Genomic DNA, 17,608 nt, shown 5'->3' on the forward strand with positions numbered 1-17,608 from the left:
GTAGCGGTCAAATAAAATTGGTCGCTACAGACATTAATACCGGTTTTCCAGAGGTTAGAGCCGGGCAATATTAGTCAGCGGCGAATTGTGTATGCTAAGAGGCATAGTTTCCTTCAGTCTGCGTTCTGCTCGCCGGCAGACGGCCGCGCTCGTTGTATTCGGTTTTCTGCTGCGTGGAGTCATCAGCTGGCGCTTTCCCCTTTTTATCATCCAGCCCGGGAAACTTCGGCGGTAAACTGGCCGCTTCTGCGGTGGAGGCTTTAACCGTGACCGGAGTGGCACCGGTCTGAAAGGCGGCAATAAGCGCCTTCAGGGCATTCAGCGTGGAGTCTGCGGTGTCGGGCATACAATGTTCTCCTTAACATGGTCGAGTAATATTTTTTTCGCTTTTTCATCCTCATCAGGCGCACGCTGTATCGGATATGCCGGAGATGAGCGATCGTGACAGGAGCGTATAATTCTTACCTTGTCGCACGGGAAAATATGCACTTCAAAACCACAGGCCTGTCCCTTCTCCCAGTGCTCAATGGGGACGGTAATCGGTCCATGACGCTGATAGTGAGTTTCATAATCGTTCGACATATCACTCGATTTCATCCATGAATTAGGATCGGAGGTCCAGGTGATTTTTGCCGTTAATCCCGGGCGCCAGACATCTGGCACCATCACGCAGCAGAAGCCGCCGCCGCCGCCATAGGGATTCGCCCTTGGTCCGCCGTAGCCGTTCACCTGCAACGAGACAATGGCATCCGGACCGTGGTTTAAGACGTTTATATCAGCGCCGCTCATCCCGTCGCGACTGTGATCGCGGCAGGCCGTCAGCAGGCAGAGCAAAACGGCGGCCAGCGCCGCCAGCCCGCCGGGCAAAATACGGATATGCTTTATCATTGATGTGTCCTTACAGAACTGATAATCACCTATTGATGATCAACAAGGAGGATGTTTCATTCCTCAAAGTGACTTTCGAACCAGGACGCTAAATCACCGATAAAATTCTGCTGATGCGCCTGCCAGCCGAGCTGCCAAAGGGTATTAAATTTGTCCTCCTGAGTCGTAAAAAAGGTGCTGAATTTTTCAGAAACCGTAAATTGCTGGGCATCGATAGCGACATCCAGTTTCATCATTTGCTCATCGCTGAAATTAATCTTGATCGCCTCCGGGATCGTTGCCTGAACAGGCGAGCACTCGCCTTCCAGCCAGCAGATCTTGTCGTCTCTATCGCGGTAGCTCCAGAGATAAACCGGTTCTAAAAACCATGCTTTTTGTTCTTCGGTGAGCACATGCTGCATCAGCAACGGGAACATACGGGTATCGTAATAGCGCACCAGGCCAGAACGGTCTTCCCATGCGCCGTCGGCCAGGTTGCGCAGGTGGGCGGCGAGCGTTGAAAAACTTAGCGGTGAGAGAAAGATCAGCAGACCCGGCTTGTAGGAAAATGCGGCGATCAGATCGGCAATCCATTGACGATGCTGCCAGCAAGCTGGCTCAAGCCGCATCAATAAAGGCGCCATCTCCAGCAGCGGCTCTTCCGGTTGCCCCTGATAGAGTGAGAACCACTGCACCGGAGGAGAAAGTCTATTTAAGCCATCCAATAACGGGTTGTCTAAAACGCCTTGATCGGCAATGAGATAGACGTCGCGCAGCGCGAGCTTTCGCGCAAATTGTTCCAGCTTGCTAATCCATTCCTGATTCATTAACGCCATGTTCATTCCTTCTTGTCTTGAGGTTGCGGTGCCGGGAGTGCTGCGGTGACGATGCCTAGTGAGAGAGGGTGACGCGGATCGCGGGCGATCCAGCCGCAAGACTGATGAAAGTGGCGGGCAAATATCGCCGCCAGTGCGATGGTGATGAGCTGCTCCATCTGCCCCGTCTCACCCCAGTTTTCATCCTGCAGCAGTTGGTTGCTGTTCCAGCCGCTTTGCGCCAGTTCCGGGATTTGCGGTTGTGTGAATGCGATACAGGGATCGGGCGGGCGTTCGGCCTCGCTTTGCTGCATCGCCCGCTGACAGACCAGTTGGATATTTTCCAGCGCGGCGCCTTCATAAACCTCGCCGCGGGTCAGCCGCGCCTCCCCCTCCCGGGCCAGTAACCAGAGCACGGCGGATTCCCCCGCTGGTCTCGCCGAATCAGCCATCGCCGCCACCGACTGGCACCCCGCCACCAGAATGAAACATTCGTCGCCGGACTCATTAATGCGCGCGGTAATCTCCGATAAGCTGGCCTCGCCCTGCCAGGGTCCCGCCATATGCGGCAACTGAGCGGTGGGACAGCGCTTGCGCAGCTCGGCGCAAAATTCTCGCCACGCCGGTTCGCTGCCCTGCCAGTAACAGCCGCTCAGGCCGGGAAGTTGATGTTCGCCACGTTGCGCCAGCCATTGTTGCGCCAGCATTCGGGCTAGCTGCTGTTCACGCAGGTCGATATCGACGATGTCCGAGTGGATCAGTCGCAGCGCCCGCGCACCGGACTCCAGTTTCTCTTTTGGCGGCTGATGTTCTCGCTTCAGCAGCGTCTGCCAGCGCTCGGGTTCACATCCCACCGGCCCCAGCAGCACCGTTTCCACCAGCCCAACGCTATATTGATGCCGGGCCCACCACGTTTGATGATCGAAATCGATCAACCGCTGGTAGTACTGGGTGTAGTGAACCGACAGGCGGTAATAAAGCAGACGCAGCATCCAGATGATGAGGACCAAAAGCATGGCGCTAACGATTGCGACGGTTATTAACGCCCCGCCACGCGCTTCGGCAGGCATTAACGCCGCGCCTCCTCCGCTGATAAGCGTCATCCCCGCGCCGACGGACAACCACCGTCCGTTGTGGGGCGACGTGGCGGTTTTGTAAGGCAGATAGTCGGTTAGCTGTCTCATAGCGCGACTTCGCAATCAGGGCGTGAACTCACCAGCGTACAGCCGCAGGCGCAATGATGCCCGTCAAGAGCCACCGGAGAACCATCCACTTCATACAGCGAGCTTCCTTCGGCTATGACCGTCAGGCCATGTTCATTGCAGCTCACCTGGTCGCCTTTGCAGGCGATGCCTTTACCAAAACAGAGATAATGGCCGCCGATCACCGTACCGCCATGCTCACGCAAGGTATCACCCTGCCGAATAATGGGTTTCAAGGTCTGTTCCTCCGGGTAAGTTATATCTATGAGCGATTGTCAGGCGGCGCGGGGCACAAAAGCCTGAGCCAGTTCTTGCGCACGAATCAGGCAGTCTTTACATATCGATGTGGGAAGATCGGGAAGCGGAAACGTCTCGCCGGCCGGCCCCTGCATCTTATGCGTGCCTTTAAAACTGAGCAGACTCGGGCTGTGAAGATGGATTTCTCCCTGCGGCGTCAGGCGGATGTAGCCGCCGCCGCAGCCCAGGGTGATGCCATTTTTGGCGGTAAGCTGCAGATGTCCCTGCGTTGACTGAACGGTAATTTCCTTCAGTGAAGTGAGCGCCAGTGTGTCGCCGTGCGACTCTATTTCCAGCGGTCCTTTCACCGATACCATACGCATCCCTTCGCGGTGAGAAAGCAGCGAGATTGCGTTTTTGCTATTCACCGATAGCCGGTTGCCGCTGGCCAGCGCAATATCGCTGGCGCTTTGCAGGTACAACCCTTTACCACTCTGTAGCAGCGTCGTTTCCGCCGTCACGATGCCGATGCCTTTCGGCGCGCTCATCAGCAGGACGGGGCTCGCCAGATTGACGGCTTTGCCGACGAACTGCTTTAACGTGCTGACATCCGGCGGGGTGTTGTAGTGGGTGCGGGCTATCTCCTGCCAGTCGTTGAGCTGAACAACGGCACTGCCGAGCAATTGACTCGCGGGATCCATTTCCACGGTCGCGCCCATCGCTTTCAGCTGTTCATCGGCGGTAATAAATATTCCCTTCCCGCCGCGGATCGCGCCGTAGCTGTCGGTGCGTAACTCAAATCCCTCACCGCGCGGCGTGTTCTGATGATCCACCAGATGACCGAGGTTGAGCTGGCTCTTGCCGCCATATTCGGTGCTGACCTTAACGTGCTCTTTACCCCGTGTATCATCGAGGCGAATCTTGTTGTTCGCCGGCGTGCGCAGCACGTTACGCTTGTAGTTGTAGAGCGTCACGTGGTCCTGGTGCGTGGAGTCGTGCAGCGCGCCGGCAATATAGGGCCTATCGGGATCCCCCTGCTCAAAAGCGATCGCCACTTCGGTGCCCGCTAACAACGGCAGATGCAGGCCAAAGGTTTCACCGGCGTAAGGGCGCGCCTGGCGCACCCACAGGCTTTCCTCACCCGGCTGCCAGCGATCGCGATCGAACAATAAGTTCACCCGATAACGTCCGTCGCGATCGATATGGCCATAGAGATCGTTGATTTTGGTGCTGGTGACGCGCGCCGGCAGCGTCCCGGCCATTCTGGGTTTGCTGATGACCGCTGGGCGAAAGCAGTAAGTCTCTACGCAGGGAATAGCCTGAAACGTCATGACGAAGCTGCGGTCGCGACGGGCGCGGCAGTGAATCGCAGCGATCGCCACCCCCTGTCGCCAGACGTCCGTCACCTCTTCGCCGCCGCTCACTTTTAGCTGCTGGCCGGGAGCCAGCGCCGCGCAGTTGGTTTCCCCATTCAGCCGCGTCTGCTGGTTGAGATAACGCTCATGACGAATACGGGCATAAAAGGCCCCGCTCTCCGGGTCCGGAGTATGCTGGAAGCGATTACCCGGCGTCAGATAGTTGTCCGCCCAGTGATAGGCTTCACCGTAGGTGGTACTATCGCCACGGCTGACATTGACGTTGAGATTCATATCCTCTGGCGCGTTACGGTAGTTATAGTCACGAGTAAACACCGAACGCTCAACCACGTGGTGTCGGCTCTGTAAATCCCACACCGATTCGTTCCCGCCGTCATGCTGCCCGGAGGGAGCGACCGAAGGCAACAACAGTCCCGTCTCGTAGTGTTGCTGGTCATCGTAGAACTCCGCCACATCAATATTCAGCCGGGTATCGGCGGTAAAGCGAAACCAGATCCCCACTTCACCCAACAGGCGGGAGATAAAGGTCAGATCGTCCTCGCCGTACTGCATCACCTGTTCACGCTGCGGGTATTCATGCGCCAGTTGAAAGACAAAATCTTCCCCGCGCATCTGGTGACGGGTTCTGAGAATGTGCTCCACAATCTGCGGTGCCGACATATCCTGATAAATACGGTTCTGATGACTCTTCGACAGTAGCGCCAGACGCGGCTGTAACGTCAAGGCGTAGCGCGTTTCCTCTTTTGCGATGGAAAGCCGTTCAAAAGAGGTGATCACTCCCTGAAGAACGCGCACCGGCTGCTGGATCTTAATGCCAAATCCCTGGTCAACCGGCGCCTGCAAGGTCAGCGAGGCGTTTTGCAGCAACATCTGCTGCGGGGTGATAGCTTTATCGCTGCTGGTAAATTCAATGGTATAGCGGAAAGGCTCACTTAAGTTTTCCTCACCTTCAAAGCACAGAACATCCAGCAACGAGTTACAACCATGCACCTGTAACAGATGATGGCTGTGGTTGAACAACAGAGGCTTTATGTCACTCATGATTTATTTTCCTGTATCAAACGCCATTCTCTTTATCTCCCTTCCGTCGCCTTCGACCACGCTACCGCCCGTCGCTGTTTCCTGTTGATAAGGAGCCCAAAAGCGCACAAGGTTGGGCAGATTGTGTTGACCCCGGTACCCGGCAACAAAAACGACGGACAGGAAAACCTGTCCGTACGAAGAGTCATGAGATGGTCGGTTTAGAAAGCGCCATCCGCCGAAGTTGAAGCGGAGTTCGTCGAAACCTGACAGGCGTCGGGCTGCGGCACCAGGCTAATTTCGACCCGGCGGTTCAGCGCCCGGCCTTGCTGCGCATCGTTGCTGGCGACCGGACGGCTTTCGCCATAACCCTGCACCGCAAAACAGCTTTCCGGCACGTCGCCGGTATCGCGCATCCAGTTACGCACCGATTCGGCACGCTTCAGGGAGAGTGTCTGGTTGGATTTATCATCGCCTACGCTGTCGGTATGTCCGGCGATGACGATTAGCCAACCGGGCCTGGCTTTGATCCCCACCAGCGAGTTCACCAGCAGCTTGGTGGACCCCGGTTTAAGCGTCCACTTGCCGGTGTCGAATAGCGACATGCTGTCAAGACGGACAATTTTCGGTACGATTTTTTCTACCGCTTTCGGCGGTGGAGGCGGAGGGACGTAGGAACGAATCGCTGCCAGTACCGGCTGACGCAGACGCTCGCCGCGATAGAGCCCAAGGCCCAGCGCCAGCGGCGCGCCATCACGCGCGAAGGCATCCAGTTGCGCCGCATCCTGACGCAAAATCTGTACGGCGCGGGCTTTTGCGGCATGGTCGTCCATCACCGTCCGTTCATAGCGCTGAACATCAAAGCCAACCCGCTGGAGGAGTTGCTGGTTGTTCCATGCGCTGCAGCACAGCGCAATCAGGGCCGCGAGGGTGAACAGACAGAATGCCCGCCGCAGAGCACGGCTTTTCGGCGTGGTGCCGCCGCCCTGCGGCAGTATCGGTAAAATGAAATCCGGCAGTTTCCGCGCTTCTGCAGCAATTTCCGGTAACCAGCCCGGTAGTGAGTTGAGGGAAGTATGCTCAGACAGCCAATGCTGCCATAGATTATCCGCCACGGCAGGCGCCCCGGCTGGCGTGAAATGATACAGTACGACCGCCGGAGCGATCGGGGGAACATCGTCGGTGGCCGCCGTCAGTACGCTCAACGCTATCTGCTGCGTAAAGCGGGCAAGCGCATTTATCCTAAGCTGCGCCGCCAGGCGATGAGCGCCATCAGCCTGCATCAACCAGCTTGCGCTGCTGCACGGCACGCCGTCAGGCAGCCACACCTGCAACGTCTCTCCGGCACGCGCTGTCTGCCATAACGGTTCCAGCGAGGCGCCGGACAGAGAGCTGTTCAGCAGTAACGGTATCGCCCGACGGGTATCGCCCCGCACCTGGGCAAGCTGCCAGCGCAACTCGCGTAGCCGCGCCGCCAGCGCCGCGTCATCATCATGTTGTTGCGGCTGCATGCAGAACATCACCGCCAGTTGCGCAATGAGCGCCGGGCGCTCATCGCGCACATAACGCGCCGTCTGCTGCAACGCGGCGGTGGCGACTCTCAGCCAGCACCCCTGTGAGGTACGATAAATCGCGCTTTCTCCCGGCCAGTCCGCCGTGTCGCCGCAGACCAGCACAATCGGCAGTCGATACGGCGCCGACGGTAGCTCAACCAGCCAGTCGGCATCCGCAGGTCGCTCACGTTGTTGGCGCCCGACGTAGACCAGCCCGACCGCTACGCCCGCCGCCGTCAACCCAACAGCCAGCACCCGGCCGCCGGTGGATAACGGCAGAAACAGCAGGATCATCAACACCGCCAGCAGACCGCCCCACAGCCAGAGCAGGCGCTGATAGCGCGCGCTCATTGTCCGCCTCCCAGTCGCAACGCCGCGACCAGGCCATCCAGCCAGTAGTTCAACCCCAACCACAACGCGGCCACCAGCACCAGCGACACGCCAATACTAATCGGCCAACGGCGCAACCAGTCTGCCAGACCGCGGCGGCCGGATAGATTCGCCAGAATCGGCTGCTGAGGATCGCCCGCAAACGGCGGTACCCGCTCGCCAAGCGCGCTGACGAGCGCTGCGCGCGCCGGATCATTGAGGCCATACCGCCCCTTAAACCCCAGCGCCAACACCCGATGGAAACAAGTCAGAACGAGGTTATCCGGCGCCGGCTCGCGCAGCACCTGGCGGATGCGCTCATAGAGCGCATCTCCGGCTTCCATGCCGCCAAAATATTTAACCTCAAGCGGCCGATCGTACCAGGCGATACAGGCGTCATCTTCCTCATTGCGCCCTTTCGCGGTTTCATCCAGCAGCGCACACCATGCATAGAGGATATGCTGACGGTTCGCCTCGCTGATATCAGCGGCCACCAACTGCGCCATCACCTGTTCAATGTTGTCTACACAACGCTGCCAGAGATGTTTCCCCTCCCCCTCGGCCAGTTTGGCGCCAAGGCGCAGTTCCGTCACCGTTAGCCAGCTATCCGCCAGCAGAGCATCAATATTGATATCCTGGGTCATGAGCGCAGCACCGCGTAGAGTTCGAGTTCCGGGTCGCCCAGCAGGCCGGGCACGTAAAAGACGCAACTCCCTTCCGCCAGCATCGCCTGCGCCGCCGGATGAGTCATATCAAGGGTGAAATACTGATTCTCCAGGCGCAGCGGGATGGCGGCGGGAACATGACTCATGGCTTTCAGCGGAATGCCGGGCTGCGAACCGTTGACCACCCGGTCAACCTCATCGGGGCTACCGGCTTTACACTGTTGCGGTAACTGCTCCAGCAGTTGCGCCGCAGGTAGCGCGGAACGCACCGAGAGATAAAAATCGGCCTCTTCGCGCAACCTTGGATCGTGCAGACGGGCATGCCAGCGCTTACGCCGGTCATCGTGCGTCATTTCAATCGCCACAACCCGGGATGGCAGGCTGGCTTCGAGCAGTACGCCGAGTAATTTGAACAGCGGTGGAAAGACTTCCGTCAACGCCTGATGGCGATAGGGCGGAATATCCGCCGTGGTATGGTCAAGGGAGAAGGTCAACAGGCTGCCCGCCAGGCTGGCCAGCGCTTCATACAGCCGTTCCGGATGTACCTGCGGATGGCGCAGGAAATGGTTCAACACCGGCTCCGCGCTGTTAAGCGCGTTCAGCAGCCAAAACAGCGATACATCCGCTACCGCAAAATCCGCCATCCTGGCGTTGCTTTCCCTACGCATGGCCATCAGGCGTTGCAGGCGCACGCCCAGTTGATTCGTCAGCTGTTCCGTTTGTTCGTGCAGCCAGCGGCTGGCCAACACTTTCAGCAGCGGTGGGATAAAGTTCTCATCCAACGACCAGCAATCCTGACTGTCGCGACGTAATCTGGCGACGGCGACGGTTTGATAATCGCCGTTATTGTCATCCGCTGTGCGCAGCGTCAGTTGCGCAAGCATCACCGCAATTTGTCGACTGTCTTCGCCATATCTGTTGCGTACTTCTCGCCAGGCCAAACGCCAACGTACCGGCCGCTCTGCGCGTTGTTCCATCTGCAGGCAGTTGCCGCCGTTTTCATGCTCATGAGGCAGCGCCAGCACCACCGTTAATTCGCGGCTTTCCGCTTGCGGCAACACCATGACCTCAGGCAACGCATCAGCGTTATCGCTGTCGATAAGCGTTCCATCAGGGAAGCGTACATAGAGGTGGCTGGCCTTCAGCGTCCCCTGTTTTAGCAATGCGGCGTCAAATTCGACGCGGATGATCCCCCAGGGATTCATCACCCCCAGACGGGCGATACATTCGCTTTGCCAGGCCGCCTGGTTCACCTGCTGTTGAAAATGTTGTGGGGAGATCATCTGACCCCTGCCCCACAGTGGTCGTAATGTCTTCATCGCACCTCCTGTGCGTTACTCTTGCTTCTTCAATAAGGTGTTCATCAATCCGATATTTAATTTCACCACGCTAACTGATTGGCGAACGGCATTTCGAAAGAGAAAAGTTGAATTATTATTATTGATATTTATTTTTTCTTGAATGATTAGTGGATGGGTTTTAATATTACTGAAACGACTCACGCTCAGGGATTTAAGCAACAGCCCGACAACCCTCTGTTCAATTTCGATATACAGTGACAATTGTGAATGAATACGGGCACTGAGTCGCTCACCCGGAAAGGCGTCGTTCATTACATTCCTTATATATCCGAACCGTTTCAGAATGAATCGCTGGTTTTAGTTAACCACCCAGATTAATGAACTATATTTAGATTGATATCAAGAATATTCACCGAGAGAATAAAAAACAAAGCAACTGACAATTGCAATATGACAATATAATGCGTTGCAATAGGTGCTTTTCGCAGTAAATTAAACCAGAAACTTACTAACGGACGGGGCATGCGCCAATGATGCCTATTCCATTGATATAAATCATCACTTATCGCCAGGCCGCAGCAATATTGGCCTGAAAGGCTTTTTGCCACAATTATATTTTTGGCGAATTATTTACAAACACTCTACCTCGTCTGAAAGCGCACTAGCAGGAGAAATCTCCCTTCTACAGTGGAGAATGATTTTATTACCGGCAAGTAATATTCATTTAAATAATAGAACCCATTATTTACGCGCAATAATGGGTCAATCTCTTTTTTTCCCTTGACTCGGCTTATCCTATTGCCCGCATCAGCAACCCGACAATAAACGCGCCGCCAAGCCCGGCAGTGATAATACCAATCGGTAATTCTTGATTCGCTATCAGGCTTCGGCTGAGTATATCGCCGCCAGTGAGCAATATCGCGCCAAGCAAACCGCACATCGGCACGGCCATTCGATGCCTGACGCCAACGGCCCGACGCGCCAGGTAAGGCACCATCAGGCCGACGAAACCAATAACCCCGGTTATAGAAACCAGCAAAGCGGTAGCCAACGCGCAGCAGAGGAAGGTTTCGCTTCTCAACCGCTCAACCTCGACGCCCAGCGAGCAGGCCGTCTGTTCCCCCGCCAACAGCGCATCCAGCGCCCGCCAGCGGCGCAGGGTAAATCCACTCAACAACGCCAGGCTCAATAAGGGAATGAACAGGTTGTCCCATCGCGCCAGTCCCAGACCGCCCAATGACCAGAATAGCAACGAACCAGCCGCCCGCTGGTCGCCGGAAAAGACCAGATAGCTGGTCAGCGCGCTGAAAAGAAACGACACCGCCAGGCCACAGATGATTAATTGTTCCGCTCGCCTTAGCTGGTTGACGCGAAACAATATCATCACCGCCAGCGCGGATAATATCCCGCCGACGAAAGCCGAGCCCGGCAGCGTGAGTGGCCCCAGTACATCGCCGAAGCGGGTGATCACCAGCACCGCGCCAGCGGAAGCGCCTGAAGACAGGCCAAACAAAAACGGATCGGCCAGTTCGTTGCGTGTCGTGGTCTGTAAGAGCAAGCCGACGATCGCCAGCCCCACGCCGGTTAGCGCCGCCAGCAGGACTCGCGGTAGGCGTAAGTCAATGACGATAGTTTTCACTATTTCGGCAACGGGAGCGGATGCCAGGCCCAACGCGGATAGCACCTGTCGCCACGAGAGTTCCACACTCCCCCACTGCAGACTCGCTATCATCATGCCGCATAAAACGACGGATGCCAGCGCCGTCCATAGAACAAAACGTTGCATTGACGGCCTCATTTCACGTCCGTGGCATATAAGAGGTGCGCCAGCTTCTCAACCGCCGCAATATTCGCCGGACCCGGAGTCAATTCAGCATACTGTAGCTTAAGATAACGCTGCTGCCGGACGGCGGGCGTCTGTTTCATCAGGGGATGAGATTCGAGTACACGCTGCAGCGCCGCGGTTCCCGTGCCGGTTTGGTAATCGAGCAGAATAATCACCTGTGGTTCGCTGGCCGCCACCGCCTCCCAGCTCGTCGTGGTCCAGTTCGCGTCCAGAGTATCCATCACGTTGCGTCCCCCGGCCGCCTCGATAATGGCCGTCGGCATCCCGTACTTGCCGCTGGTAAAGGGTTTATCCTCGCCGGAGTCATAGACAAAGACCCGCTGAGGCAGCGTATTTGCTGGCCTGACAGGCAGGTTCGCCAGCCGACGTTTCCACCCTTCCACCAGCGCCTCGGCCTGTTGTTGCTTGCCAAAAATCTTACCCAACTTGAGTTCATCGTTATAAAGCAAACTCATGTCGGCTTTCTTTGCCTGCCCACCGGCCTGTACGCAACTCTCGCTCAATACCAACGTGTTAATCCCATATGGCGCCAGCGTCTGCGGCGTCACATCGCCGCCAATTTTCATGCCGTAGTTCCAGCCGGCGAAGAAAAAGTCCGGCCGGACCGCCAGCAGCGTTTCCAGCGACGGGTATTTAGGCGCCAGCTCGGGGATGGCCCCCATCGCTGCTTTGAACTGTGGTGTTAGTTTATACCAGCCGGTGATGCCGGTTAGCCCCACAATCCGATCCTGGAGATCGAGCGCGAAGGCCATTTCCGCCATATTAAGATCGTTAATTACCGCACGCTGTGGGGGGTGATTAAAGGTGATGGGTTTACCGCAGCTGTCCACGGTAACGGGAAATGGATTCGCTAACGCGAACGGGCTACTTAACAGCAGCCATAAAATAGTTAAAAGTCTGTTCATATTTACTCGAGGTCATTAAGCGTGATGAGGAACTTCAAAAATGCGCAGCGCTTTACCGCTCACGGGATGCGCCACGCGAAAACTGGTCATGCCAAAAACCGGATAGCTTACGCTGGGGTGCAGCGCAGCCTCGGGTACGTCGCAAATCACCTGCTTGCCGTGGTGGATAACCAGCATTCGGTCGGCAAAGGCTTCAGCCGCGGCAAGATCGTGTAACACCGCAATCACCGCCACCTCTGTGCGCTTTACCAGGGTAAGCAACTCGCTTCTCGCCAGCGGATCGAGGTGATTGGTCGGCTCATCCAGCAATAGTAATTCGGGGGATTGCGCCAGCGCGCGGGCAAGCGCGGCGCGCTGACGCTGACCACCGGAGAGGTTGCCCAGCGGGCGATGGCGTAAAGGCTGCAGACCCGTATCACTAATAACGCTATCCACGATGCGCCGTCCCTGCGCCGAGGACGGTGATTCGCGATACGGTAAACGGCCCAATTGAACATACTCTTCCACCGTCAGGCGCAAATCGGGGATATCGTTTTGCGACAGGAAGGCAATATTCCGCGCGCGCGCTTGTGGCGACAGATGCCGTAGTTGACACCCCTGCCAGTACAGCGTTCCTTTATCCGGATTGACTTCGCCAATAATGGCTCTTAATAGGCTCGACTTACCGCTGCCGTTAGGTCCAATAACCGCCAACTTTTCCCCAGCTCGGAGTGAGAAATGAATCCCGTCAAGTATTACCGTCCTCTTTTTGACAGTCAGACTCAGCCCCTTGATGCTAAGTATTTCAGTATCACTCTTAAGCATACTTATCGATTTTATTATGTTATAACATAACAACTATGTACCACAGCCAGCTCGTCTCTGCAAAGGGGGTTGCATAATTTGTTATCGCAATACTTTAAAAAAGGTCTTCAGTGCCGGAGCGTACACTCCCAGGTCGCCTTCCGGACAGAGATTCGCTATCATCCCCCCTCACCCTTAAGCAGCGCCTGCCCATGTCCACCGTCATTGATACCTTTATCGCCCCACCTTGTTCCGCGCAGATTAAGATCCTCTACGAGGACGCGCATTTGTTGTTGATCGACAAACCCAGCGGCCTGCTCAGCCTGTCGGGTAAGAACCCGCAGAACCAGGATTCAGTTCATCATCGCCTGGTGCGAGATTTTCCGGGATGCACGCTGGTGCATCGACTCGATTTCGGGACGTCCGGGCTGATGGTGGTCGCACGTAACAAAACGATCAACGCCGCGCTGTGTCAGCAGTTCAGCCAGCGGGCGGTAAGCAAGGTCTATCACGCCCTGTTATGCGGACATCCAGAGGAAGATGAAGGGATTATAGACGCGCCGATTGCCAAGGATCCGGCGCTGTTTCCGCGCATGGCGATTAGCGCGCGTAATGGTAAACCGGCGCGCTCGCGCTATCAGGTGCTATCACGGGAATGGTTGCCAATAGCCGGTGGTTCGCTGGCGGTAACGCGCGTGCGGCTGCTGCCGGAAACCGGACGCACCCATCAGCTACGCATCCACTGCCAGCATCTCGGCTATCCGATTCTCGGCTGCGATCTCTACGGAGGGCTGGTGGAGCATCAGGCCTCACGCCTGATGCTCCACGCCAGTGAACTGCATTTTCATCATCCGGTCAGCGGTAAAGCGATAGCGGCGCGCCAGCCCAGTCCTTTTTGATTCGTCAGGCGCAAATCACTTTTATCGCCAGCCCGCCGCGCGAGGTTTCGCGATATTTATCGTTCATATCTTTGCCGGTTTCATACATCGTCTCAATAACCTTGTCGAGACAGACCCGCGGCTCGCTGGTACGACGGAGCGCCATCCGCGCGGCGTTTACCGCCTTCACCGCATTGATGGCATTGCGTTCGATGCAGGGAATTTGCACCTGTCCGGCCACCGGATCGCAGGTCAGACCGAGGTTATGTTCCATCGCAATTTCCGCGGCGTTGCATACCTGCGCCGGGCTGCCGCCAAGCAGTTCTGTCAACCCTGCCGCCGCCATAGAGCAGGCCACGCCAATTTCGCCCTGACAGCCAACTTCTGCGCCAGATATAGAGGCATTCATCTTATACAGTGAACCGATAGCCGCCGCAGCCAGCAGATAGCGGGCAATCGAGTTGGTATTGACCGGGCGGCGAAACTTGTCGTAATAGGCCAGAACCGCCGGAATAATCCCGCAAGCGCCATTGGTCGGCGCAGTGACGACCCGGCCGCCGGCGGCGTTCTCTTCGCTCACCGCCAGCGCGAACATATTGATCCAGTCGATAACGTTCATCGGGTCGCGGGAAAGGCTGTCGCTGGCCACCAGCTGTCGGCGCAGCGCAGCCGCTCTGCGCGGTACGTTGAGCGGCCCCGGCAGTACGCCCTCGGTATTCATTCCCCGCTCAATACCGTTATGCATCACCGCGTAAATAGCGGCGAAACCGGCCTCGATTTGTCCCTTATCGCGCAGCGCCAGCTCGTTTTGCATCATCAGACCGGAAATCGAAAGGCCATTGTGCTCGCAAAGCTGAAGCAGTTGATGGGCGGAGCGGAAATCAAAGGGGACCGGCGTTGCAACATCGTGAGTCTGGCCAAAACATGCCTCCTCAACGATAAACCCGCCGCCAATTGAGTAATAGGTTTTGCTGAGTAGCGGCTGCTGATGATCCCAGGCGCTGATGCGCATACCGTTCTCATGGCGTGCCAGCGCGCTATCATGAAATACGATGCTCTCCGGCAGCGGGAAATCGACCTGTCGGCTCCCCTTCGCCACCGGCAGACGGCCGCTCTCTGTCACCCGCTGAATAAAGGCCGGGATGGCGTCAATATCAACATCCTGCGGACTATTTCCGGCCAGCCCCATGATGATGGCGACATCGGTCGCGTGTCCTTTGCCGGTCAGCGATAGCGAACCGTACAGATCGACGACAATGCGCGTAGTCTGCGTCAGGTTGCCGCGGGTCGCCAGCTCGGTGATAAAACTTTTTCCTGCATTCATCGGCCCCACCGTATGGGAGCTCGAAGGGCCAATACCAATTTTGAAAATATCGAAAGCGCTAATCATATTCACACCTCGGTTTACCGTGTAGTGAAGACCAGGTTTCATAGCCACGAAAAAAATGGGGCGACCATGATCGTCGCCCCGTTGCGTTACAGCGCCTGGGTGAAGGTTCGCGAAATGACATCCTGCTGCTGTTCGTGGGTCAGCGCATTAAAGCGCACCGCATAGCCAGAGACGCGGATGGTCAGGTTCGGATAATTTTCCGGATGAGCTATGGCATCCAGCAGCATCTCGCGGTTCATCACGTTGACGTTCAGATGCTGACCGCCCTCGATCCGCTCTTCGTGGTGGAAGTAGCCATCAAGCAGACCGACGAGGTTGGTTTGCCGGACGCTCGCCTCTTTGCCTAACGCCGCCGGGACAATCGAGAAGGTATAAGAGATTCCGTCCTTCGCGTAGGCGAACGGCAACTTAGCCACGGAAGTCAACGAAGCGACCGCCCCTTTACGATCGCGGCCATGCATCGGATTTGCCCCCGGCGCAAACGGCGTACCGGCGCGGCGGCCATCCGGGGTATTACCAGTTTTCTGACCGTACACCACGTTTGAGGTAATCGTCAGAATCGACTGCGTCGGCACCGCGTTACGGTAGGTCGGCAACACCTTAATTTTCTTCATGAAACGTTCAACGAGATCGCAGGCGATACTATCAACGCGCCGATCGTTATTGCCATACTGCGGATAATCGCCTTCAATCTCAAAATCGATCGCCAGGCCGCTGTCGTCACGGATGGGTTTCACCTTCGCGTGCTTAATAGCCGAAAGCGAATCCGCCGCCACCGACAGACCGGCAATCCCGCAGGCCATGGTGCGGTATACATCGCGGTCGTGCAGCGCCATCAGCGAGGCTTCATAACTGTATTTATCATGCATGTAATGAATGATGTTCAGCGCGCTGATGTACTGCACCGCCAGCCAATCCATAAAATGATCGAGGCTGGCCATCACTTTGTCGTAATCCAGCACGTCGTCCATCAGCGGCGCGGTTTTCGGCCCGACCTGGATTTTGAGTTTCTCATCCACCCCGCCATTGATTGCGTACAGCAGCGTTTTGGCGAGGTTGGCGCGCGCGCCGAAGAACTGCATCTGTTTGCCGATGACCATCGGGCTGACGCAGCAGGCAATGGCGTAATCATCACTGTTGAAATCGGCGCGCATCAGGTCATCGTTTTCATACTGTAGCGAGGAAGTGACGATCGAAACCTGGGCGGCGTATTTCTTAAAGGCAATCGGCAGCGCTTCAGACCACAATACGGTAAGGTTAGGTTCCGGCGCCGGGCCCATGGTGTGCAACGTATGCAGATAGCGGAAAGAGTTTTTAGTCACCAGCGTGCGGCCATCCAGCCCCATCCCGCCAATTACTTCGGTTGCCCAGATGGGATCGCCGGAGAACAGCGTGTCGAATTCCGGCGTACGCAGGAAACGCACCATGCGGATCTTCATAATGAAGTGGTCGATCAGCTCCTGGGCCTGTTGTTCATTGAGGATCCCGGCGTGGAAGTCGCGCTCGATATAGATATCGAGGAAAGAGGCGGTGCGCCCAAGCGACATCGCGCCGCCGTTTTGCGATTTCACCGCCGCCAGATAGGCGAAGTACAACCACTGTACCGCTTCCTGGGCGTTGCGCGCCGGGCGGGAGATATCACAGCCATATTTCGCCGCCATCTCCTGCATTTGCAGCAGCGCGCGGCGGTGCTCCGCCAGCTCTTCACGCAGACGAATAGTGGCTTCCAGATCCTGCCCGCGCTCGAGCGTTGCCTGCAGATCGGCAAACTGCAGCTCACGTTCACGCACCAGGTAGCGAATGCCGTATAGCGCCACGCGGCGGTAGTCGCCAATAATACGCCCGCGGCCATAGCCGTCCGGCAGGCCAGTCAACACGCCGGATTTACGGCAGCGCAGCATATCGGGCGAATAGGCGTCAAATACCCCCTGATTGTGGGTTTTACGCAGCTCGCTAAACAGATATTCAAACTGGCTATCCATTTCCCGGCCATAGGCATCAAACGAGCTTTTAATCATGTTAATGCCGCCAAACGGATGTAGCGCGCGCTTGAGCGGTTTATCCGTTTGCAGACCGACAATTTTCTCCAGCGCCTGGTCGATATAGCCGGCATCGTGAGCGGTAATGGTGGTGGCGATATTGGTATCAAAATCAACCGGCGCGTGGGTGGCGTTCTCTACGCGAATGCCGGCCATCACTTTTTCCCACAGCGCGGTCGTCGCCGGCGTCGCCTGTGCGAGGAACGATTCATCCCCGGTATATGGCGTATAGTTGTGCTGAATAAAGTCACGGACATTAATTTCTTCTTTCCAGTCCGTACCGTTAAATCCGTGCCATGCTTCGGCGTACAGCATATCGCTGGTATCGATATTTACCTTCATGAAAAATAATCTCTCTACAG

At 56.6% G+C, this 17,608-nt stretch carries 16 protein-coding genes; 1 reads left to right on the forward strand and 15 read right to left on the reverse strand.

Annotated features, from left to right (window positions below; translation table 11 throughout):
* Window positions 1-94 precede the first annotated feature (94 nt).
* The 13 genes from EAE_RS22180 to EAE_RS22240 all read right to left on the reverse strand — a co-directional run bounded on the left by EAE_RS22180 (window position 95) and on the right by EAE_RS22240 (window position 12,960).
* A complete protein-coding gene (locus tag EAE_RS22180; protein WP_015705818.1) occupies window positions 95-346 on the reverse strand; it encodes a hypothetical protein in 252 nt (83 codons plus the stop codon).
* Complete coding sequence (gene tli1a / locus EAE_RS22185; RefSeq protein ID WP_015705819.1) at window positions 319-888, reverse strand: Tli1a family immunity protein; 570 nt, start codon at window positions 886-888, stop codon at window positions 319-321. Before tli1a ends, EAE_RS22180 begins: the two co-directional genes overlap by 28 nt.
* A 56-nt stretch (window positions 889-944) precedes the next feature.
* Window positions 945-1,703, reverse strand: a complete 759-nt coding sequence (gene tla1, locus EAE_RS22190; protein ID WP_015705820.1) for a toxin Tle1 chaperone Tla1 — start codon at window positions 1,701-1,703, stop codon at window positions 945-947.
* A gap of 2 nt (window positions 1,704-1,705) precedes the next feature.
* A complete protein-coding gene (locus tag EAE_RS22195; protein WP_045411514.1) occupies window positions 1,706-2,866 on the reverse strand; it encodes a hypothetical protein in 1,161 nt (386 codons plus the stop codon).
* On the reverse strand, window positions 2,863-3,120 hold the full coding sequence (locus EAE_RS22200) for a PAAR domain-containing protein (RefSeq protein ID WP_015366096.1): 258 nt from the start codon (window positions 3,118-3,120) through the stop codon (window positions 2,863-2,865). The genes EAE_RS22195 and EAE_RS22200 overlap by 4 nt, the downstream gene beginning before the upstream one ends.
* 39 nt (window positions 3,121-3,159) lie before the next feature.
* Window positions 3,160-5,538, reverse strand: coding sequence for a type VI secretion system Vgr family protein (locus EAE_RS22205; protein ID WP_015705822.1), 2,379 nt, complete (start codon window positions 5,536-5,538; stop codon window positions 3,160-3,162).
* A 200-nt stretch (window positions 5,539-5,738) separates the two neighbouring features.
* Window positions 5,739-7,421 carry an OmpA family protein gene (locus EAE_RS22210; protein ID WP_015705823.1) on the reverse strand — a complete coding sequence of 561 codons (1,683 nt, stop codon included), beginning with the start codon at window positions 7,419-7,421 and terminating at the stop codon, window positions 5,739-5,741.
* Window positions 7,418-8,083, reverse strand: coding sequence for a type VI secretion system protein TssL, short form (tssL, locus tag EAE_RS22215; protein WP_015705824.1), 666 nt, complete (start codon window positions 8,081-8,083; stop codon window positions 7,418-7,420). Before tssL ends, EAE_RS22210 begins: the two co-directional genes overlap by 4 nt.
* Window positions 8,080-9,423 carry a type VI secretion system baseplate subunit TssK gene (tssK, locus tag EAE_RS22220; RefSeq protein WP_015705825.1) on the reverse strand — a complete coding sequence of 448 codons (1,344 nt, stop codon included), beginning with the start codon at window positions 9,421-9,423 and terminating at the stop codon, window positions 8,080-8,082. Before tssK ends, tssL begins: the two co-directional genes overlap by 4 nt.
* 15 nt (window positions 9,424-9,438) lie before the next feature.
* Window positions 9,439-9,717 carry a hypothetical protein gene (locus EAE_RS22225; RefSeq protein WP_015705826.1) on the reverse strand — a complete coding sequence of 93 codons (279 nt, stop codon included), beginning with the start codon at window positions 9,715-9,717 and terminating at the stop codon, window positions 9,439-9,441.
* 478 nt (window positions 9,718-10,195) lie between these two features.
* Window positions 10,196-11,191 (reverse strand): FecCD family ABC transporter permease, encoded by a 996-nt coding sequence (locus EAE_RS22230; RefSeq protein WP_015705827.1) that lies wholly within the window; start codon window positions 11,189-11,191, stop codon window positions 10,196-10,198.
* Between the two features lie 8 nt (window positions 11,192-11,199).
* Window positions 11,200-12,156 (reverse strand): ABC transporter substrate-binding protein, encoded by a 957-nt coding sequence (locus tag EAE_RS22235; protein ID WP_015705828.1) that lies wholly within the window; start codon window positions 12,154-12,156, stop codon window positions 11,200-11,202.
* Between the two features lie 15 nt (window positions 12,157-12,171).
* Window positions 12,172-12,960, reverse strand: coding sequence for an ABC transporter ATP-binding protein (locus EAE_RS22240; protein ID WP_150377912.1), 789 nt, complete (start codon window positions 12,958-12,960; stop codon window positions 12,172-12,174).
* A gap of 191 nt (window positions 12,961-13,151) precedes the next feature.
* Between EAE_RS22240 and EAE_RS22245 the strand changes: the two genes are divergently transcribed.
* Entirely contained in the window at window positions 13,152-13,838 is a 687-nt protein-coding gene (locus EAE_RS22245; protein ID WP_015705830.1) for an RluA family pseudouridine synthase, read from the forward strand.
* Window positions 13,839-13,842: 4 nt separating this feature from the next.
* On the opposite strand, the gene tdcG is transcribed toward EAE_RS22245, so the two are convergent.
* Both tdcG and pflB read right to left on the reverse strand, forming a co-directional pair.
* Window positions 13,843-15,207 carry an L-serine ammonia-lyase gene (gene tdcG, locus EAE_RS22250; RefSeq protein ID WP_015705831.1) on the reverse strand — a complete coding sequence of 455 codons (1,365 nt, stop codon included), beginning with the start codon at window positions 15,205-15,207 and terminating at the stop codon, window positions 13,843-13,845.
* 86 nt (window positions 15,208-15,293) lie between these two features.
* The gene (gene pflB / locus EAE_RS22255; RefSeq protein ID WP_015705832.1) at window positions 15,294-17,588 is read right to left on the reverse strand and encodes a formate C-acetyltransferase; all 2,295 of its coding nucleotides are present in this window, start codon (window positions 17,586-17,588) and stop codon (window positions 15,294-15,296) included.
* Between the last annotated feature and the right edge of the window lie 20 nt (window positions 17,589-17,608).

The sequence above is a fragment of the Klebsiella aerogenes KCTC 2190 genome, assembly GCF_000215745.1.
Lineage (GTDB): Bacteria > Pseudomonadota > Gammaproteobacteria > Enterobacterales > Enterobacteriaceae > Klebsiella > Klebsiella aerogenes.